Here is a 20,605-nt window from a genome sequence, read left to right on the forward strand (position 1 = left end):
AAAATTCACTGCTAATTAATACTAAATCAATAAAATAAGGAGTTACCAAGAGATTAACTCACATTAAATTACAATCTGATTTTATACTATTTTCAATCTTGTATCCGATTAAAACACGTTAAATGCAAGTTCTATAAACTCTTTTAACATAAAAACTCATGAAAAAAATACCCCAAGATTAAACTTCTTATTACTAAAGATTCTAGGTTTAATTTCTATAGCACTTTTCATTTTATATTTTTTTATACTATTTATTATAAAGACATGCGTGTTTAAAAAAGGCATAAGTAATTTTCACTACTTATGCCCTTTACACTCTTTTTTAAAAATTTGTTTTTGTTTTGATTAGAATTTATTAACTCCTGTATCCCACCAAAGTCTAGTTCCTCCTGTATCTACACCACCAAGTTCTTGAACTCCTTGAGCATATCCTACTGGATTAGAGGCTTTTTCCTGAACTGGAAAGTTTAATCTTCTTATAAAAGTTCCAGCTGGAATTTTACCTGAAGAGAAATTATTTGTTGGTAAGAATAGTTTTGGATAACCTGTTCTTCTAGTTTCAGCCCATGCCTCTTGACCATCAGGAAAAATAGCTAGCCATTTTTGAGTTTGAATTTTTTGAAGTTTAACTTCATTAGACGCAGCGTCTGACCATTTAACAGTAACAAGGTTTTGTCCAGTAATATTATTAGCGGCATTTAAAGGGTCTGTAAAATTAGCCGCTACTAATACATCATCATTAATATAAGTATCTGCACTACCTGAACCATTTTGTGCAAAAGAAGTAGTAATACCTGACTCATAAAAAGACTGAGGAGTCCCCCCCATATTCCATCCTTTTAAAGCCCCTTCAGCTTTTAAGAAATGAGATTCCGTTGCTGTAAACCATGGTATTTGTCCGTTAGTCACAATACTTCCTACTTTTGAGAATTGATCCGCTTTTGCAAATCTGTAATCATCATCAACAAGACTTCCCAATCTAATAGCTTGATAATTACCGCTACTAACAGCTGGGCTAAAATATTGCTCTCTTCTTGGATCATTATAACCATTCATAATTGACGCAATTGCAGCTCCCACATTAATATCTGCCCACTCATTAGTATAAGTATTAACTGGATGGTCTGCCAAATAAAATATATTGTCAGCATTTAAATCAATAACACCAAATCCCGCAATAGCTGCTTCTGCTTCTGCCTTTGCTTTTATTGGGTCAACATTTGAAATTCTCATTGCTAAACGAAGACGTAGTGAATTAGCAAATTTAATCCATTTTACAACTACTCCTTTTGCAGTTGTACCATCAGTTGCATCTTTTGCATCTACGAAAAAAGTACTTTTTAAATCTGCAGTAGCCAACGGTGTTAATATATCAACTGCCGTTTTTAACTCTGTAAAAAATTGATCATAAACTACTTTCTGAGAATCATAAGGAACTGTTGCAGCCTCAGATCCAAAAGCAGAATACACTATTGGTCCGTGATAATCTGTAATTTTATGCATTGCATATACCTTTAAAATTAAAGACCACGCATAATATCTAGGACCTTTTTGCTCTACTAATCTCTTAACTGTAAGAGCATTCACCATTTCTCTTCTGTAAGCTTGTTCCCATGCGGCATTGTTCCATCCATCCAAAAGAACATAAGTTGAATTATTATTATTCCCTTCAAAATTGTGTGGTGTCCCCATATAACCCGCAAAAATATCTGCATTTAGGTTAAACTGAATATCTCCTTTCCAATCATCTTCAACCAATATGTACATACCTCTTTGCATTGCCTTAATAGGCGCCTTTATATTATTAAAGTCTTGCTCCAATTGCTTATCAGTAAAAGCAGTGTCATTAGAATTGACATCTTCAAAATTACTTGTACAACCTCCAAAAGCAAAGGCTAAGACTGCACTAAAAATTAATAATTTATTTTTCATTTGTAAAATTTTATTGTTAATTAAATTATTTTTATTAACCTATGATTAAGCCTATTAAGGTTAATTAATTGTTTTTTGTTCAATAACAACAATTAAAACATCATAAATTAAAAGGTTTTATCCTTTATAAGAAAACATTCTTAAAATGTTAAATTCAAGTTCACACCTATGCTTCTTGTAGATGGAGCACCAAATATATCTATACCTTGTAATCCTTCACCAGTACTTAAAGTTACGTTTGGATCAAAAGGAGCATCTTTGTAAAAGAAAAACAAGTTTTTCCCAACAAGAGAAAGATTCACCGTTTTAAAGATAGTTTCTTTACTAAAATCAAAAGTATATCCTAATGAAAGCTCTCCTAACCTAACATTTGTAGCTTTGTACATATATTCTCCTGTAGCTCCACTTCTATCTCCCACTACATTATAATATTTTTCAGTACTATATAATCCTTGAAATTTAGTACCATCTGCATTTACTGCATTTATAGCAACTCCACCAGCTTGTCTTTGTTCACCTGTCTTTTGAGAAACACCATAATTATCTAGCATTGCTTCAGTCAAACTCATTACATTTCCTCCAAATCTTCCATCGATAAGTACATTTAAGAAAAACTTCTCATATTTAAATGTATTAGAAAACCCTAACATAAAATCAGGATTAGAAGTTCCCATTTCTTGCCAATCTGTTTTTTGAATATTCCCACTATCATCAAGCATAATTTGCCCTTGATCATTTCTTAAAATATTTTTTCCTTCGATAATTCCAAATGGTTTCCCTTCTACCAAACGATATCTATAACTATTTGGATCCCCATCTGTTAAAAGAACTCCATTAGCTTTAATTTCTTCACCCAAAGATTTAACTAAATTTTTATTTGATGCATAATTAAGACCTATATCCCAAGAAAACTTATCGGTAACGATTGCTTTTGCAGATACAGTAATTTCAAAACCTTTATTTTCGATACTACCTGCATTAAAAGCATAATTAGTATACCCAAAAGGGTTAGTTAATGGAGCAGGAATCGTTACCAATTGATTTTTTGTTTCGTTTTGATAATACGTAAAATCAATTCCAAATCTGTTATTTACAAATCTCCACTCTGTACCAATTTCAAATGAATTTTGTTTTTCTGGTTTCAAAGAAGTTCCAGGTCTAGGACCAGTTATAGGGCTCACTACATTTCCAAAAGAAATTGTATTTGATGGAGAAGTTAAAAAAGGAGTAACATCATTACCTACCTGAGCAAAAGAAGCTCTCACTTTTCCGTAACTTATAGCTTCTGGAAGTTTAACCATTTGGCTTACAATAGCAGTAAGACCAACAGATGGATAAAAGAATCCTAAATTTTCTGTGTTAACTAATGTAGATGACCAGTCATTTCTTCCTGTAACATCCAAGAAAAGCATATCCTTATAACCAAAAGTAGCACTACCAAATAAAGATTGTACATCTTTTTCTGCTCCAATAGATTGGCTATTTCCTGAAGTTGCTACAAAGTTATTGATATTAAACCAGTTTGCATTTATCAAACCTTTTACACCCGAGTCATTAGTTACAGTATTATTAACTGTTGATTTAGTGATACTCGCTCCTAAAATAGCATTAAAACTGAAATCACTATTAAATTTTGTATTTACTGTACCGATAAAATCTCCGTACAATTGAGAACTTTCACTATTTGATAAAATATATCTACCTGTGCTTGCTGCTAAAACTGCATTTGTACCAGCAAAAACTTTTTTATCATACTTACTATACATTTTATTATAACCACCTCTGGTTTTAAAACTCAACCACTCATTCGCTTTAAAAGTTAATGCGATAGAACCTATAAAAGATTGGTTGATATCTGTAGATACGTTTCTATTCTGAATCCAATATGGATTTTGAATTATATCACTTGTTCCACTTACCCATCTTTGAGTATTTAAGTTTCTAACAGGATCAAATACTTCATAATTATTCTTGTAATCATTAAAATCATTTCCTCTTGGAAATAAATATACCCCTGTTAAAGGATTATAATATAACGCATTCGTTGGTTTGTTTGTGATTTTTTGATCTGCAAAAGAGAAAGCAGCATCTACAGTTAATTTATCTTCAAATATTTTTACACTTTGACGAATACCAATATTATTTTTCTTCAATTCATTTGTTGGCATAACCCCAGCAATATTAGTGTTTGCATAAGTAAGACTTGTAGTCGCTTTTTCATTTCCACTATTAATTCCAACTGAGTTTATAAAAGTCATCCCCGTATTGAAAAAATTATCTACATGCTCTGGAGAATCTTTCGCAGCTCCCCAAGTTTTTGTTGCACCTGCATTTGCTCCATAAGTTGTTTGAAATTCTGGTAATGAAATTACATTATCAACAAAAAGGCTTGAAGTATAATTTGCAGTAACAGTTCCCACTTTACCTCTTTTAGTAGTTACAAGAATAACTCCATTAGCTCCCTGACTGCCATATAAAGCGGCAGCAGATGCTCCTTTTAATACTGTCATAGATTCGATATCCTCAGGATTCATCATAGATACAGCATCACCACCATCTCTATTACCTCCTGCTTTATCTCCAAAAACTTGATTCCCTTGTGCGGTTGAAGAGTTTAACAATGGAATTCCATCAACAACATACAATGGTTGGTTGTTTGAGATTGATGAATTACCACGAATAGTTACTTTTACAGAACCTCCAGAACCAGAAGCACTTCTACCCACAACTAAACCTGATACTTTTCCTGATAAACTATTAATAAGATTCGCATCTTTTACACGAGTCATTTCTTCACCCTTTACCTCTTGTGCGGCATAAGTTAAAGACTTCTTAGCCTTCTTGATACCTAATGAGGTTACAACAACTTCATTCAATGCATTCGAAGCAGCGTTCTTTAACTTTACGTTAACAGTGGCAGCATCTCCAACAACAACATTTTGCGTTTCCAATCCTACATAGCTAAAAACTAAAGTTTGCCCTTTTTGAGCCTCAATAGAAAATACACCATCAAAATCGGTAACTGTACCTTTTTGTCCTCCTTGAACTGCAACTGAAGCTCCTGGCAACGGCAATCCATCAGAATCTGTAATCACACCTTTGACATTTTTTACCTGAGCAAGCGAAACCTGCACCGTAAAAGCAATCATAAAGATTAAGAAAATTTTTTTCATGTTTATAAAATTTTTGTTAGTTATGGGATAAAATTATTCTTAAAGAATTGTTAAAAAAAATATTTTATACCAACAACAAAAAACCATAAACAAACGACATCAAACAATCTATAATATGCTAAACGAAAACGTTTTCTACGTATAAATTATTCAATATTTTAAGTTTTAAATTAAACTTAAGTCAATAATACAGACTTTTTAACAAATTATCACACATTTAAAAACAAAACCGAGCAAACAAGCCAGTATATCTAGGAAACAATCAATTATGCATTTTACGAAAACGTTGTCTAGACTAAATATTTCATGTTTTAAGATATTTTTCAAATTTTTATTCAAAAAAATTGTGTTTTCATTAACTAATTGATTAAAGTTGCAAAATAATATTTTACTAATTATTTAACACAACCAAAACCAACTACTAATTGAATAGAATCAGTAAAATGAAATTCGACATTAAACTTCAAAATCATCTTTGGTTTTGGGGAGTTTATTTTATATTGAATTTCTTAAGATGGGGAGCTTACTTCAATAACTATCAATATTCATTTAAATCAAATCTTATTGAATTCTCATTACATATACCATTAGTATATTTTAATCTATTTGTTTTAGTACCACGTTATGTATTAAAATCTAAATACATCACCTATACTTTTAGTCTTATAGCGAGCTTATTTGTAATTTATTTAGTAAAAACTGCACTTACCTATTACTTAATATCCCAAAACATTTGGCCAGAGGCAAATCGCGAATACAAACCTTTCGAGATAAATCATATCGTTGCTGTATGTATTGGTGAATTATATGTATTAGCAATGGCATCATCTGTTTACCTGACACTTACATGGTTACGAGAAAGGGAAAGAAACCGATCCTTGAGAGAAAATCAGTTTAAGATTAAATTAAAATATCTTGAAAATCAGATTCAACCTCATTTTTTCTTTAACACTCTAAATAATCTATATGCATTATCACTGGAATCTTCAGACAAAGTTCCAGATGTGATTATCAAACTTTCCAAATTAATGGAATATGTTTTATATGACATAAAAGGAACAAAATCTGTTAAATTAATTCAGGAAATAGACTATATTCATAACTATATTGAGATAGAAAAACTACGATTTCAAAATGTAGAAGTTAGTATTAATTTAGAGTCAGATATAGACGATGTCGAGGTACCGCCTTTAATCTTCATCTCCTTAATAGAAAACGCCTTTAAACATGGCGGACTTAATAACCCAAATTTAAAAATAAAAGTAAACTGCAAAATCATTGATAACAAAACACTCGATTTTGAAGTATTAAATAATTTTGTACATTCACAGAATTTTAAGACAAAAAGAGGAATTGGCTTAGTCAATACCCAAAAGAGATTAAAACTAATTTATAAGAATAATTACAATTTAGAATATAAAACTAAATTTAATTACTACATAATTCGCTTGCAAATACCTATTAATAATGAAAATTAAATGCGTATTGATTGATGATGAACCATTAGCAATCAAAGTTCTACAAAACTACTTTACAAATTTTACCGATTTTGAAATTACCGGTACATTTGTTAATGCGCTAGAAGCACTGGACTTTATAAACAACAACAGTGTAGATGCCGTTTTCCTGGACATTAACATGCCCATGATGACTGGCTTTGAACTCATTAGCTTAATAGAAAACAAAACCAAAGTTATCATTACTACCGCTTTTAGAGAATTTGCAGCCGAAAGTTATGATCTTGAAGTTTTAGATTATTTAGTAAAACCTATTCCCCTTCCTCGATTTATAAAATGCATCAATAAAATTACGACAGAGTTCAATTTAAAGAACAATATCAAAGTCGAAAATCATCGTGTCGAGCCTCATCTTTTTATCAAAGTAGATAAGAAAATGATCAAGATAAATATTGATGAAATTTTATTTGTAGAAGGAATGAAAGAATACATCAAGGTAGTAACCCTTGATAAAACGTACATCACTCACAAGTCATTAACCGCATTATCAGACGAGTTGCCGGCCGATAGATTTATGCGTATTCACAAATCTTACTTAATTGCAGTGAATAAAGTCAAATCTATTGAAGGAAATCGCATACAAATCCAATCTTTCACTTTACCAATAGGTAGGAATTATAGCAAAGATGTAAAAAGTAAAATACTAGAATAACCTCCTCAAAATCATCGATTTTGCCTCTCTAAAAAATAACACTTTGTTGAATAAATCATGCCGTTGGTATAAATTTAACATTATTTGTTCTGTTTTATTTTTTTTTAAACGAGTTTACAAATATATTTACGCTCATCAAAAAACAAATAAAAACAAATAAAATTAACCTTATAACATTATGAGTTCAGAAAATGTACAAACAAAATGGGGACAATTTATCTCCTTGATAATAGTTTTCTTTTTTTGGGGCTTTGTTGGATCTGCCAATGACATCCTAATTCCAGTATTCAAAAAAGTTTTCACTTTATCTCAAGTACAATCACAATTAGTTGCTTGGGCATTTTATGCAGCTTACTTCGTAGGATCTATGATTTTCTTCTTAGTATCTTTAAAAATGGATGTACTGCAAAAATTTGGATACAAAAAAACACTTTCTGCTGGTTTAATTCTTTCTGCTGTAGGTTCGTTTCTATTTGTTCCCGCTGCAACTATGGAAAGCTTTCCTTTCTTCTTAACCGCTTTATTTACTGTAGGTTTAGGATTTTCGATTCAACAAATTGTAGCCAATCCTTTAGCTATTAAAATGGGAAGCCCACAAACAGGAGCTCACCGTTTAACTTTAGCAGGAGGTATCAACTCTTTCGGAACAACAATTGGAGCTATTTTATTAGGGATCGCTTTGTTCGGAATGGGAGATAATAAAAATACTTCCCTTTCATTAGAAGACATCAAACTACCTTTCATCATTCTTGGTCTTGCTTTTATTGTAGTAGCCATTTTCATGAACTTCTCTAAAATTGAAGATCCTGCAAAAGAAGAGGAAGAAGTAGTTAAAGTAGCACACGAAAAATTCAACATTTCAGACTACCCACAACTATATTTGGGAATGTTAGGAATCTTTATATACGTAGGAACAGAAGTAACAATTATTAGTAATTTACCAGCTTTACTACATACTGCCGAATTTGGTAATATTCTAGAAGATGCTATCGCCCCATTTATCGCTCTTTATTGGGGAAGTTTAATGATCGGACGTTGGAATGGTGGAGTAAACGTTTTCAACACTTCTACGTTAGTAAATACAGCCTTAAAATTCATTGTTCCAGCTATCGCCTTTGGAGTAATTATTGGAGCTAATATTTTTGCAGCACATGACGTTTCTTCATTCTACATTTACCCAATCTGGATTTTGTTATTCATAGCAGTAAGTTTTGTAGGTGGTAAAAATGCTGGAAAAACTTTAATGCTTTTCGGAATTTCAGGTTTATTAATGATGGTTGCCGGATTAATTTGTCCAGATCCATCAATTGCTAAATTCTTCTTTATCTCTGGAGGTTTATTCTTATCTATCATGTGGCCATCTATATTTGATTTAGCTATTGCTGGTTTAGGAAAAAACACCGGAAAAGCATCTTCATTCTTAATCATGATGATTCTTGGAGGAGGAGTAATTCCTTTGATTCAAGGAAGTATTTGCGATATCGACCTTACTAGCCCAGAAGGAATATTTGGTATTACATGGACACACTTTTCTTATATCGTTCCGCTACTTGGTTTTGCATATTTAGGATTCTACGGTTATTATTGTCCTAAAATACTAAAGAGACAAGGAATTAATCATACTCAAAGCGGAGGACGAGGTCATTAAAAACCCACCGTATTAAAATAGAAAAAGTCCCATTGCAAAATGGGACTTTTTTATGCTTTACAACTTTCCATTAGGAATTAGATTTAACCACAAAGTCCGCAAAACTTAATAATCAAGCTTTGCGGACTTTGTGGTTTTCGACTTTGCACCCTTTACGGTTAAATAGCATACCACATGATAATATAATCATTTAGCATTAAGGATATTCTCCAAATTCTTTTTAAAAATCACCTTATTCTTTTCAGGAATAGTATACACCACATCTTTGTTAGCATGCACTATAATTTGCTTTATATCCAGATCCAAAAGCTTTCTCGGTTCTTTTAACTTCAAGGTACAAGCACCATCAAAATAACCGTCATCTTCAATAATTTTTTGAGTTTTAACAATACTTCCATCACCAAATACTGCCGAAATTGTCATCGAATTATTTAATGTTGTAGTATAAAAACCATCCATAACCAACATAACGCGGTAGCTGTTTTTCATTTCCGCACCTTTAAACTCATGTCGTACAATTGTATAACGCAATCCTTTATCAAGAACCTGAAAGCTTTTTGAACAATCCAGTTCAAATGTAGCCACGTCACCAGCATCATTAATTCCTTTTATTACTTTGGCTTGCGCAGTAACCGACAATCCAACTATTGTAAACGCAAATGCAATTAGTAGCTTTTTCATATGTAGATAGTTAATTTTGAGATACATAAAAATATAAAAAAAACGCCATGTTTTTGACAAACATGGCGTTTTAAAATAAATTTTAAGAAAAATTACTTATTTCCTTTTTCAAAATCAGCAACAAACTGCGCCAATCCGATATCTGTTAATGGGTGTTTTAATAAACCATAAATTGCAGAAAGAGGTCCAGTCATAACATCAGCACCAATTTTTGCACAGTTTACAATATGCATAGTATGACGTACAGAAGCAGCTAAGATTTCAGTTTCATAACCATAGTTATCATAAATCAATCTAATCTCTTCTATAAGCGCTAAACCATCTGTAGAAACATCATCCAAACGACCAATAAAAGGAGAAACATAAGTTGCTCCAGCTTTAGCAGCCAATAAAGCTTGTCCAGCAGAGAATACTAAAGTTACGTTTGTTTTAATTCCTTTATCCGAGAAATATTTCGCAGCCATAACACCTTCTTTCGTCATTGGCAATTTAACTACGATTTGCTCGTGTAAATCAGCCAATTCTTCACCTTCTTTAATCATTCCGTCATAATCCAAAGCATTAACTTCGGCACTAACATCACCTTCAACAAGATTACAAATATCAACGTAATGTTTCAAAATGTTGTTTTTTCCAGTAATTCCTTCTTTTGCCATCAATGATGGATTAGTAGTAACCCCGTCTAAAACACCTAAAGCTTGTGCTTCTTTAATTTGAGCTAAATTAGCTGTGTCAATAAAAAATTTCATATGTATTATATTTAATTGTGTTCCTAAATAGGGCGTGTTCGCCGCGGCGAACGGGTTTTACATTACAATCTTTTATTTTTTAAAGAAAAAAATAAAAGGATTTCCATTTCATCCCCTCACGCAAAATGAAAAATCGCTGCAAAATTACAACTTATAATGATTCATTAACATCTTTTCATAAACTTTATCAGGAAGAATACGTTTCAAAACAATTGAGAATTTCTGCATAAAAGCCCCAACTTTATAATGTCCTTTAGGCTCTTTAGTTTGCATAATTTTATAAATAGCCTCAGCCATTTCATTAGGATTTCCACCCGCATCTACATGCTCATTCATCGTTTCAAGCGTACGTCCGTACACAGTCTCGTAAGCCGAACCCTTTATTACAGGTGCATGATAACGTCCTGCAGCAATATTAGTAGCAAAATCACCAGGAGCAACATTAGTAATATTAATCCCAAAAGACTTAACTTCCATACGTAAAGCTTCTGTAATTAACTCCAAAGCCCCTTTCGAAGCCGAATATACACTTCGATAAGGCAACCCCATATAACCAGCAATAGAAGTAATATTAATGATCAAACCTAACTTCTGCTCACGCATTTGTGGCAAAACAGCTTTCATTACCTCGATTGGACCAAAAAAGTTAGTTTCAAAATTATTCTTGATTTCCTCTGTCGGAATTTCTTCCAAAGGACCAGTAATCCCTACACCAGCATTATTAATAACAACATCAAGACGCCCTGTAGTTTTTATAATTTTAGCAACAGCAGCCTTAATCGACTCCACATCACGAACATCTAAAGCAACTAAAGGAAAAACAGAATTTAAAACCTTCTCAGGAGTTCTACTAGTTCCATACACTACAAATCCTTTGTTATGCAAAAATTCTCCAATAGATTTTCCAATCCCTGAGGATCCTCCGGTAATTAAAATAACTTTACTCATGATTTAGGTTAGATGTTAAATGTTATAGTTAAAAGTAAGTGCCTATGCCTAAAACACGATGTTAAAGAAAACTTCTAACATCCCACATATGACTTCTAACTTCAGACAGGTCCAAAAATAAAAAAATCCTCCCGAAGGAAGACCACTTTTAAATTTATTCTAAAAAAAAATCCCGAAACATCGGGAGATTAAAAAAAGGCAAGCGACCTACATCGCATCGCTCAACCACTTACCCTTGCTATGTTCCCATCCTGGGGGAGTCTGCAGGAGCAGATCGTGTAGGACTTGCCGGTGCAAATATACAATCTTTTTATATTTTTGCAAGAGCTTTGTGCCTATAAAAATAACATTGTATATTGGCTACTTCAAATTTTAGACTATGAAAAAACATAACTTCTTAACTTTCATTTTATTAGGAATCACACTGGTTGGTTGTAAAGAGACAAAAAAAGATGAAAATTCTATATTTTCTTTTGATGATTCTAATTTTCCTGCCCATTTTTTAACAAATCAGTCTGTTTCTTTAGGTATTTCAAACCCAAATTCAAAACAAATCGACAGCATTGTGTACTTTGTTAACGATACAAAAGTTGGTGCAGTAAAAGGTTTAAACAAATTAAATTTTGAATTAAAAGATCAAAAACTAGGATACCAAAAACTAAAAGCATTGGTTTATTACGACGGAGAAAATGCTGAAGCAACCTCAAGAATTGAATTAGTTTCGGATATTCAACCTAAATTATTGAAATATAAAATAGTAAACACCTATCCTCACGACACCAAAGCTTTTACAGAAGGCTTAGAGTTTTTCAGAGATACCCTTTATGAAAGCACAGGACAAAAAGGAGATTCGTACTTTAGAAAATACGATTACAAAACTGGTAAAGTATATAAAGAAATTACACTTGACAATAAATACTTCGGAGAAGGAATTACTATTATCAACAACAAACTATACCAATTATCCTGGCAAGAAAAAACAGGTTTTATATATGACATCAATACATTAAAACTTGAAAAAACTTTTACCTACGATAAAGAAATCGAAGGTTGGGGAATGACAAATGACGGAAAATACATTTATCAAGGTGATGGAACCGAAAAGATTTGGAAAATGGATCCTGAAACTCAAAAAATGATTGATTATATCAATGTATATTCAGGAAGCTCAAAAATCAAAGCTATAAACGAATTAGAATTAATCAACGGGAAATTCTATGTAAACGTATTCCAAAAAGATGCAATTGCAGTAGTAAACCAAACAACTGGTGCAGTCGAAGGAATCCTAAACATGTCAGGATTACGCAAGCAACTAGCTCCTAGCATAACAATCGATGATGTTTTAAACGGAATTGCTTACAACCCAAAGACAAAAACAATATTTGTAACAGGTAAAAACTGGGACAAAATGTTTGAAATAACCGTTTCTGAATAATATATAAAGACAATATTCGAATTCTTATCCCGAAGCTTCGGGACCAAATTCTAATATTTCAATACGAATTTCACAAATTTTCACGAATCGATTAGTGTTAATTTGTGACACGAGACCGTAGGGCGAACTGACGAAGTAAATTTGTGTTTTATTTCAATACTATAAAAACAATCAGTATCCTTTTTAAAACTAAATTTATACAATGATTACTTTAATTACAAACATAAAAGAGCTTATACAGGTTCGGGAAACTCCAATTTCTAAAGTTTCCGGAGCCGAAATGGCAATACTTCCAACCATCAAGAATGCTTATTTAGTTATAAAAGACAATCTAATTGCAGCATTTGGTTCAATGGAAAACATTCCGGAAATAAAGGCCGATTCGACTATTGATGCAACAGGAAAAATGATTCTTCCTTCGTGGTGTGACAGTCATACACATATTGTATACGCTGGCAACAGAGAACAAGAATTTGTAGATAGAATAAATGGACTTTCTTACGAGGAAATCGCTAATCGCGGTGGTGGAATTCTAAATTCTGCAAAAAAGCTTAACGAAACCTCCGAAGAAGAAATATACAACCAATCCAAAGCCAGACTTGAAGAAGTTATGCGTTTAGGAACTGGAGCTGTCGAAATAAAATCAGGTTATGGACTTACTGTAGACGGCGAATTAAAAATGCTAAGAGTCATAAAAAAACTTGCCGAAAATTACCCAGTAACTATAAAAGCAACTTTTCTTGGCGCACATGCATTCCCTTTAGAATTTAAAGAAAACAAAAAAGGATACATCGATGAGATTATCCACAAAATGCTGCCAGAAATTGCCAAAAACAAGCTAGCAGATTACGTAGATGTATTTTGTGAAACGGGTTACTTCTCAGTCGAAGAAACAGAGCGAATTATGGAAGCAGGTATCCAAAACGGATTAATACCAAAAATCCATGTCAACCAGTTTAATTCTATAGGCGGTATACAAGCAAGCGTTAAATATAAAGCCCTTTCTGTCGATCATCTCGAAACAATGAACCCAGATGACATTCAGGCATTAAAAAACACCGAAACGATGCCTGTAGCTCTGCCATCGTGTTCTTATTTTCTGAGTATTCCATATACACCAGCAAGAGAAATGATAAAAGCAGGATTACCAATTGCATTAGCTACAGATTACAACCCTGGCTCTACCCCATCCGGAAACATGAATTTTGTCGTTGCAACAGCATGTATCAAGATGAGAATGACTCCCGAAGAAGCAATTAATGCAGCTACAATAAATGGAGCTTATGCAATGGGAGTTTCAGATACCCATGGTACTATTACAGTAGGAAAAAAAGCTAACTTCATAATAACTAAACCTATTACCTCCTATTACCAATTGCCTTATGCTTTTGGTACTAATTTAATAGAAAGCGTTTTTATCGAAGGTGAAATTTTCGAATAATAAAATCGAAAACTAAAAAATACAAACTCTTATTTTAAAAGGCTCTAAAATAGCTACTTAAATTAGGTAATCCCTAAATAAGTTACTATCTTCATCTTTTTGAAATAAGAGTTTTTTTTCATGAATACATTAGGCCTCATTTTAGATTTATGCAAATTTAGTTTGAAACAAAAAGGTTTCAATACTAGCATAAACTGGGTTCCTAACACAAACGTTCTTATAACGTTTACAAATTCATTTAAACAAAAAATCTTCCCGAATTATTAAGCACCCGCGAGTGTGCTTAATACATCCTATAAACTTTATTTTTTACAATCCCATTTCCAATACATTTTTGGATAATGTTACTCGCTATATAAAGTTTTATTTATATCCATAAATTTTAGGATCAAGGCTATTTTATACTATTTAAATAATTTTTAAAAAAAATAAGATCATGGCTAAGGTTAACAACATGAAAGCACCTTCAAAAGATTTAAAGGCGAAGAAACAAGAAAAAGCATTAAAAAAACTAGAAGATAGTCAGAATAAAAAACGAAAATCCAGATAAATAAACCTAAAGAAAAAGGGCAGCAAAACTAAGTTTTACTGCCCTTTTAATATTATTAAGTACTTTTTTATCTTAAAGTAAAGCTTGTTTTAGAAACCAACTCGTCATTATCAAAAACATTGATAAAGTAAGTTCCTTTTTCAAAGTTTTTACCAGGTAAATCTTCAGAAACATTTACTGATTTGTTTTCGTACTGAACTTTTGTAACAAAGCTATAAACTAACGATTTATCTCCAAAAGATTCTGTTTTTTTATCTCCTAAAACATTGTTTTTACTATCGATAACTTGTACATAATACGTTTTATCTCCAGATTTAGCAATTTGATTTTCAGCAATTGTAAAACTAATTTTTAATACATCAGCTCTACTAGCTTTATCAGTTTCAATTTGTTTTCCTGAGCTTCTTAATTTGTAAGCTGCAGTTTTTGTATTAAGGATAGATAATTTCGATCCTTTTTCAACAGTTTTAGCCAATTCTTCATTTTGACCAACTAATACTTCGTTGAATTTTTTAGATTCACCTAAAACAACAATTGTGCTATCACGTTGAACTGTTAACACCCCATTTTGTTTTTTCAACTCATCATTTTCTGCAACTAAAACTTTCATTTTACCTTGCATAGCCTGAACCTGAGATCTGAATTTAGACACATCTCCTTTAGATTTATTCAAATCATCCATTAAAGTAACTACTTTGTCTCTTTCCTGAATTAACTCATCAGACATAGATGTATTCTCAGCAATTGCAGCATCATAAGTTGCTTTTAATTCCTGTAAATCCTTCATTACAGACTCTTTTTCTGTTAATGTAGTAGTAAGTTCGGTTTTCACAACATCAGAATCAGATGTCATTTTAAATATATACACTAAACTACCTACTAATAAAATTGCTAAAACTGCTATTACTGCTTTTAGACTTGAGTTGTTGTTCTTTTGATTTTCCATATTTAAATAATTTTTGTAAACAAATTTAATAATTAATATAAGCTAATAACGTAAGTTGCTACAAATATATTATTTTTGGAAAATATATTTTTTTTATGGAAAAACTAATCCCTTTTACTATTAACGACTTAGCTAAAGTTACAAATCACAGAAGTGGCGAAATAAAATTTGGCGAAAAAATGATAATAGTTCCCAAAGGTGCTGATACAATTGATTTTCTTAAAAATTGTGAAGCTAAGTATGTCCTTTTAGGAATTCCGGAAGACATTGGAATACGCGCCAACTACGGAAGACCTGGGGCTGCGTCTGCTTGGGATAGTACCATAAAGAGTATTGCAAACATCCAACACAACCGTTTTTGCAAAGGAAATCACATTGTAGTTTTAGGTCAAATTGATGTAAAACAAGAGATGAAAGAAGTAGAACATCTTGACTTTAACGACATCGACGACCGATCAAAACTTAGCCAGCTGGTAGAGCGTGTAGACAAAGAAGTTTCGCATATTATATTTAACGTTATCAAAGCAGGAAAAATCCCAATTATCATAGGCGGAGGTCATAATAATGCCTACGGAAATATAAAAGGAACGGCACTTGCTCATGGAAAACCTATAAATGCAGTAAACTTTGATGCGCATTCAGATTTCAGAATTCTGGAAGGAAGACATAGCGGAAATGGTTTTTCATACGCTTACGAAGAAGGTTTCTTAAAAAAATACTTCATATTCGGATTACACGAAAATTACACCTCCAAAAGTGTACTCGATATTATTAAAAAAATTGAAGACCGAGTTCGTTACAATACATACGACAGCGTAAAAATTAGAAAAGAAAAAGATTTTAATGCCGAAATGCAATTTGCTTTAGATTTTGTTAAAACAGATATCTTCGGAATCGAAATCGATTTGGACGCAATTCCAAATATTGCAAGTAGCGCTATGACTTTAAGTGGATTTTCGATTGAAGAACTACGCCAGTTTGTATCTTATTTTGGACAACATAAAAATGCAGCTTATTTGCATATTTGCGAAGGCGCACCAGATTTAGGCGAAGAAAAAAACAATCATTTAATTGGAAAATTGATAGGCTATTTAGTTACAGATTTTATAAAATCGAACTTTGAAAAAATCGAAATAAAAAGCTCAATAACTAAATAAACGCATATTCAAATAAACGATTAAGCGAATAAACCTATCTTTGCACAGAATTTTAGTACTTAAAACTAAATTCTTAATACCGAAAATATGTTATTCGAAGACTTATCACTTTCTAAAAGTATACAAAAAGCCGTATTTGAAGAAGGCTATACAAACCCTACTCCTATCCAAGAGCAATCTATTCCGATTGTACTAGCTGGAAGAGATTTAATTGGGTGTGCCCAAACAGGTACTGGAAAAACTGGAGCATTTGCTATTCCTATCATACATCAATTACACAGAATTGTAGGTTCATCTAAAAAAGCCAAAGTAATCCGTGCACTTATAGTTACACCTACAAGAGAATTAGCGGTACAAATTGGGCAAAGTTTTGAAACTTATGCAAAATACACCAACTTAACTCAACTTACAATATTTGGTGGAGTATCACAAAATCCGCAAGTAGATACCCTTAAAAAAGGTGTAGATATTCTTGTGGCAACACCAGGAAGATTACTTGACTTACAAAAACAAGGATTTATAGATTTAGATCATTTACATGTTTTAGTATTAGATGAAGCAGATCAAATGCTGGATATGGGTTTTATAAACGATGTAAAAAAGATTGTAAAACTTACTCCAAAAAACAGACAAACCTTATTGTTCTCAGCTACAATGCCAATTGCAATTCGTGAACTAGCTGAAATGTTCTTACAAGACCCAGCAAAAGTTGAAGTTTCGCCAGTATCATCTACAGCAGAAAATGTTGAGCAACGTGTCTATTTTGTTGAAAAAACAGAAAAAAGAAACCTTTTATATCATTTGATAAAAAATGAAGACTTATCAAATGTTTTGGTTTTCTCGAGAACAAAACATGGAGCTGATAATGTTGTAAAAGCACTTAGAAAAAATAATATCGCTGCCGAAGCAATTCACGGTGATAAATCTCAAAATGCAAGACAACGTGTTCTTGATGCCTTTAAGAACAAAGAAGTTGGAGTTCTTGTAGCTACAGATATTGCTGCACGTGGTATTGATATTGATCAATTGCCATTTGTTATTAATTTTGATTTACCAAATATTCCAGAAACGTATGTACACCGAATCGGTAGAACGGGACGTGCTGGAAACGGAGGAATTGCAATTTCTTTTTGTAGTAAAGACGAACATGGATATTGGAAAGATATACAAAAACTAATAAAAGTTGATGTAAAAACGATAAGTGATCATCCGTACCAATGGCATGCAGGAAGCCCTGAAGCGGCAGCGGCAGCAAAGCCTAAAAATTCAAACCGAAGTGGCGGAGCGCACAAATCAAGAAAATCAGACGCATCTAAACAAAACAAAAAACGTTGGTATTAATCTTATCGCGTAAACATACAAAGTTAAACCCGAACTCATAATTATCAGTAATTAGCGAAATTCGTATTTAAAATCAATCAGATTCAAACGTTGGCACTATAGCCAACGTTTTCTGTTTCTACAATAAGGCAATTTATAATTTTGAATAATTTTACGGATTCAAAAGGCTTTATTATAATATCATTTATCCCTGCAGAAATAGCTTCATCGGTAATCTCATCTTTATCAAAAGCAGTTAATGCCACAATAGGCGTTTTTATGCCTTTTAAGCGTATTTTTCTAGTTGTTTCGAATCCATTCATCATTGGCATATTAATATCCATTAAAACAACGTCAAAAGATTCCGTATCTAATATCTCCAAAGCTGCAAACCCATCATCAACAACAGTACAGCTATAATTATTTTTTTCGATAATCTTTTTAGTCACAAGCTGGTTTATTCGATTATCCTCAACAACCAAAACTCTGAACACCTGATTAGAGGTTAGATCAACCTGAATTTCATTAATTATACTTTTTGTTTTCTCCGGATCATATTCAAAAGCTATAGTAAATGTAAATGTAGTTCCTTCCCCAACATTACTTTCTAGCGAGATTGAACTACCAAACAATCCTAATAATCGTTTTACAATAGTTAATCCTAAACCAGTTCCTTGATAATCTTGTTCATTACGACCAACCTGAACAAATTTCTCAAAAATCTTATCCTGATCAACAACGGCAATTCCCATTCCGGTATCTTTTACCTGAAACTCTATAAAATGTGCCTTTCCTGCAACTTTAACTAGATTTGCAATAATAAATACTTCTCCTTTTTTAGTAAATTTTAAAGCATTACTTACCAAATTCATTAATATCTGAGCAAGCCTTAATTTATCACCAATTAAATACTCAGGAATATCCGAATCGATAATTACAGTAATATGATTATTGTTTTTTTGTGATAAAAAAGACAATGAGTTCTTAATCATATTAATCTCATCAGATATATTAAAAGTCAAACTTTCGAGAATAACTTTATTTTCTTCTATTTTATTGATTTGCAAAATATCATTAACCAGAGATAATAAATATCTAGCCGAGAATTTTAAAGAACTTAAATGTGGGCTTCTGGCTAATTCTTTATGTTCCTCCAGCAGCATATTAGTTATCCCCACAACACCATAAAGCGGCGTTCGTAATTCGTGACTTATTGTAGATATAAATTGAGTTTTAAGAACCGAAGCCTCTTCTGCCTGTTCCTTAGCTTTTATTAATTCCTCATTTGTAAACAATAACTGTGCATTAGTTCTCTTTTTAAAAACAACGTTTTTATATAATGTAACTATCAGAATAAGAAAAATACAAGAGGTTAAAACAAATAACAAAACGATAATCCTGGATTTTCTTAAATCCTGATACTGAACACCTTTTTCAATTTCAATTTTACCAATTTGTCTTTTATACTCATCCAATTCAAGATTAAAACCAGCCTTTTCAGCACTTTTTAATTTACGCTCATTATAAAGATTCTCCTTAACCGCATTGTGTTTAATAATATTCTGATAAGCTTGTTTATGATCCCCTATTTTATTCAAAAACTTAGAGTATTCGAGATATGAATACAATAAATCAGATTTTTCCATTCCTGCTTGCCCCTCTTTAATTGCCCGAATAAAATATGCGGCAGCTTTAGCTTTATCTTCGATATGAGAATAATACATTCCGTTAAGCAAATTAAACGCTACAATTGTAGATTCGTTAAGATGATTGCTATGATGTTCATTTATATATTTAAAATAAGGCAAGGCCAATGAAAACTCACCAATATCAAAATACGCCCAGGTAATATTTAAGTTAATTAAATAAACAAGCGAGCTATCTTTCTCTTTCTTACTGTAATCAAGGGATTTTTTATAATACTCTATTCCTTTTTCATATTGCTTTTTTTCAAAACAATACATATTACCTAAGTTATTGTTTATTCTGTTTTTTAAGATGTTATTGGTAGTTTTATTGGCAAAGGATAATGCCTTTTTATAGTAGAATATTGCTTTGTCAAATTCTGAAAACTCGTTATAATTTGCAGCAATGATATTGTATGAAACAGCTATTAGGTTATTATTTTTAGCTATTAATGCTTGTTGTAAAACTATTCTGGAAACAATTAATGATTTTTCAAAATCAGATTCTTTTAGATATTTTAGTGCCTTATCAGCTGTTCTTGTGATATCTTGTTCTGTTGGCAACTCTGTCTTAGCAATTACAGGCTTCGTGACACAAATCATCAAAAATAGCGATAAAATAATCCGAATATTAAACATAAATTAACTATAGTTTCATCAAATATACATTTAAAAACAAAAAAGGAGTTGTATTTTATAAATAAAATACAACTCCTTATAATATATTTTGAATAAAAAAGAATACAAGTTACTCTTACAAATAGTACTCTT

General features: G+C 31.9%; 14 protein-coding genes and 1 other RNA gene. 7 read left to right on the forward strand and 8 right to left on the reverse strand.

Annotated elements, in window-relative coordinates; all coding sequences use genetic code 11:
- Positions 1-345: 345 nt before the first annotated feature.
- Together OA93_RS08540 and OA93_RS08545 are read right to left on the reverse strand one after the other, a co-directional pair.
- Positions 346-1,932 (reverse strand): RagB/SusD family nutrient uptake outer membrane protein, encoded by a 1,587-nt coding sequence (locus tag OA93_RS08540; protein ID WP_052259410.1) that lies wholly within the window; start codon positions 1,930-1,932, stop codon positions 346-348.
- Positions 1,933-2,072: 140 nt separating this feature from the next.
- Positions 2,073-5,105, reverse strand: a complete 3,033-nt coding sequence (locus tag OA93_RS08545; protein ID WP_039112756.1) for a SusC/RagA family TonB-linked outer membrane protein — start codon at positions 5,103-5,105, stop codon at positions 2,073-2,075.
- A gap of 443 nt (positions 5,106-5,548) precedes the next feature.
- Here OA93_RS08545 and OA93_RS08550 point away from each other — a divergent pair, with 443 nt between their 5' ends.
- From OA93_RS08550 to OA93_RS08560, 3 genes are all read left to right on the forward strand, one after another.
- Positions 5,549-6,583 carry a histidine kinase gene (locus OA93_RS08550; protein WP_240474703.1) on the forward strand — a complete coding sequence of 345 codons (1,035 nt, stop codon included), beginning with the start codon at positions 5,549-5,551 and terminating at the stop codon, positions 6,581-6,583.
- A complete protein-coding gene (locus OA93_RS08555) occupies positions 6,573-7,274 on the forward strand; it encodes a LytTR family DNA-binding domain-containing protein (protein WP_039112758.1) in 702 nt (233 codons plus the stop codon). The genes OA93_RS08550 and OA93_RS08555 overlap by 11 nt, the downstream gene beginning before the upstream one ends.
- Before the next feature lie 178 nt (positions 7,275-7,452).
- On the forward strand, positions 7,453-8,922 hold the full coding sequence (locus OA93_RS08560; protein ID WP_039112759.1) for an MFS transporter: 1,470 nt from the start codon (positions 7,453-7,455) through the stop codon (positions 8,920-8,922).
- A 186-nt stretch (positions 8,923-9,108) separates the two neighbouring features.
- Here OA93_RS08560 and OA93_RS08565 read toward each other — a convergent pair whose 3' ends face one another.
- From OA93_RS08565 to ffs, 4 genes are all read right to left on the reverse strand, one after another.
- Positions 9,109-9,603, reverse strand: a complete 495-nt coding sequence (locus OA93_RS08565; protein ID WP_039112760.1) for a hypothetical protein — start codon at positions 9,601-9,603, stop codon at positions 9,109-9,111.
- A 92-nt stretch (positions 9,604-9,695) separates the two neighbouring features.
- Entirely contained in the window at positions 9,696-10,352 is a 657-nt protein-coding gene (gene fsa, locus OA93_RS08570) for a fructose-6-phosphate aldolase (RefSeq protein ID WP_039112761.1), read from the reverse strand.
- Positions 10,353-10,496: 144 nt separating this feature from the next.
- Positions 10,497-11,300, reverse strand: a complete 804-nt coding sequence (locus OA93_RS08575; protein ID WP_039112762.1) for an SDR family oxidoreductase — start codon at positions 11,298-11,300, stop codon at positions 10,497-10,499.
- 193 nt (positions 11,301-11,493) lie between these two features.
- Positions 11,494-11,591: signal recognition particle sRNA small type (gene ffs, locus OA93_RS24465), an RNA gene on the reverse strand.
- Positions 11,592-11,679: 88 nt separating this feature from the next.
- On the opposite strand from ffs, the gene OA93_RS08580 reads away from it, so the two are divergent.
- The gene (locus OA93_RS08580; RefSeq protein WP_039112763.1) at positions 11,680-12,735 is read left to right on the forward strand and encodes a glutaminyl-peptide cyclotransferase; all 1,056 of its coding nucleotides are present in this window, start codon (positions 11,680-11,682) and stop codon (positions 12,733-12,735) included.
- A 202-nt stretch (positions 12,736-12,937) separates the two neighbouring features.
- Positions 12,938-14,176: an imidazolonepropionase gene (gene hutI / locus OA93_RS08585; RefSeq protein ID WP_039112764.1), complete on the forward strand. Its 1,239-nt coding sequence runs from the start codon at positions 12,938-12,940 to the stop codon at positions 14,174-14,176.
- A gap of 617 nt (positions 14,177-14,793) precedes the next feature.
- Here hutI and OA93_RS08590 read toward each other — a convergent pair.
- Positions 14,794-15,672, reverse strand: coding sequence for a hypothetical protein (locus tag OA93_RS08590; RefSeq protein ID WP_039112765.1), 879 nt, complete (start codon positions 15,670-15,672; stop codon positions 14,794-14,796).
- 95 nt (positions 15,673-15,767) lie between these two features.
- Between OA93_RS08590 and OA93_RS08595 the strand changes: the two genes are divergently transcribed.
- Both OA93_RS08595 and OA93_RS08600 read left to right on the forward strand, forming a co-directional pair.
- Complete coding sequence (locus tag OA93_RS08595) at positions 15,768-16,829, forward strand: formimidoylglutamase (RefSeq protein ID WP_039112766.1); 1,062 nt, start codon at positions 15,768-15,770, stop codon at positions 16,827-16,829.
- 87 nt (positions 16,830-16,916) lie between these two features.
- Positions 16,917-18,170: a DEAD/DEAH box helicase gene (locus OA93_RS08600; RefSeq protein ID WP_039112767.1), complete on the forward strand. Its 1,254-nt coding sequence runs from the start codon at positions 16,917-16,919 to the stop codon at positions 18,168-18,170.
- Between the two features lie 83 nt (positions 18,171-18,253).
- On the opposite strand, the gene OA93_RS08605 is transcribed toward OA93_RS08600, so the two are convergent.
- Positions 18,254-20,437 carry a response regulator gene (locus tag OA93_RS08605; RefSeq protein WP_240474706.1) on the reverse strand — a complete coding sequence of 728 codons (2,184 nt, stop codon included), beginning with the start codon at positions 20,435-20,437 and terminating at the stop codon, positions 18,254-18,256.
- Between the last annotated feature and the right edge of the window lie 168 nt (positions 20,438-20,605).

Origin of the sequence: Flavobacterium sp. KMS, assembly GCF_000813005.1 — a bacterium.
In the GTDB taxonomy this organism is placed as follows: domain Bacteria; phylum Bacteroidota; class Bacteroidia; order Flavobacteriales; family Flavobacteriaceae; genus Flavobacterium.

What these genes read in the sequence shown, in the direction of transcription:
- OA93_RS08540 (WP_052259410.1), bottom strand. Translation starts at nt 1,932, where the DNA reads ATGAAAAATAAATTATTAATTTTTAGTGCAGTCTTAGCCTTTGCTTTT.
- OA93_RS08545 (WP_039112756.1), bottom strand. Translation starts at nt 5,105, where the DNA reads ATGAAAAAAATTTTCTTAATCTTTATGATTGCTTTTACGGTGCAGGTT.
- OA93_RS08550 (WP_240474703.1), top strand. Translation starts at nt 5,549, where the DNA reads ATGAAATTCGACATTAAACTTCAAAATCATCTTTGGTTTTGGGGAGTT.
- OA93_RS08555 (WP_039112758.1), top strand. Translation starts at nt 6,573, where the DNA reads ATGAAAATTAAATGCGTATTGATTGATGATGAACCATTAGCAATCAAA.
- OA93_RS08560 (WP_039112759.1), top strand. Translation starts at nt 7,453, where the DNA reads ATGAGTTCAGAAAATGTACAAACAAAATGGGGACAATTTATCTCCTTG.
- OA93_RS08565 (WP_039112760.1), bottom strand. Translation starts at nt 9,603, where the DNA reads ATGAAAAAGCTACTAATTGCATTTGCGTTTACAATAGTTGGATTGTCG.
- fsa (WP_039112761.1), bottom strand. Translation starts at nt 10,352, where the DNA reads ATGAAATTTTTTATTGACACAGCTAATTTAGCTCAAATTAAAGAAGCA.
- OA93_RS08575 (WP_039112762.1), bottom strand. Translation starts at nt 11,300, where the DNA reads ATGAGTAAAGTTATTTTAATTACCGGAGGATCCTCAGGGATTGGAAAA.
- OA93_RS08580 (WP_039112763.1), top strand. Translation starts at nt 11,680, where the DNA reads ATGAAAAAACATAACTTCTTAACTTTCATTTTATTAGGAATCACACTG.
- hutI (WP_039112764.1), top strand. Translation starts at nt 12,938, where the DNA reads ATGATTACTTTAATTACAAACATAAAAGAGCTTATACAGGTTCGGGAA.
- OA93_RS08590 (WP_039112765.1), bottom strand. Translation starts at nt 15,672, where the DNA reads ATGGAAAATCAAAAGAACAACAACTCAAGTCTAAAAGCAGTAATAGCA.
- OA93_RS08595 (WP_039112766.1), top strand. Translation starts at nt 15,768, where the DNA reads ATGGAAAAACTAATCCCTTTTACTATTAACGACTTAGCTAAAGTTACA.
- OA93_RS08600 (WP_039112767.1), top strand. Translation starts at nt 16,917, where the DNA reads ATGTTATTCGAAGACTTATCACTTTCTAAAAGTATACAAAAAGCCGTA.
- OA93_RS08605 (WP_240474706.1), bottom strand. Translation starts at nt 20,437, where the DNA reads ATGATTTGTGTCACGAAGCCTGTAATTGCTAAGACAGAGTTGCCAACA.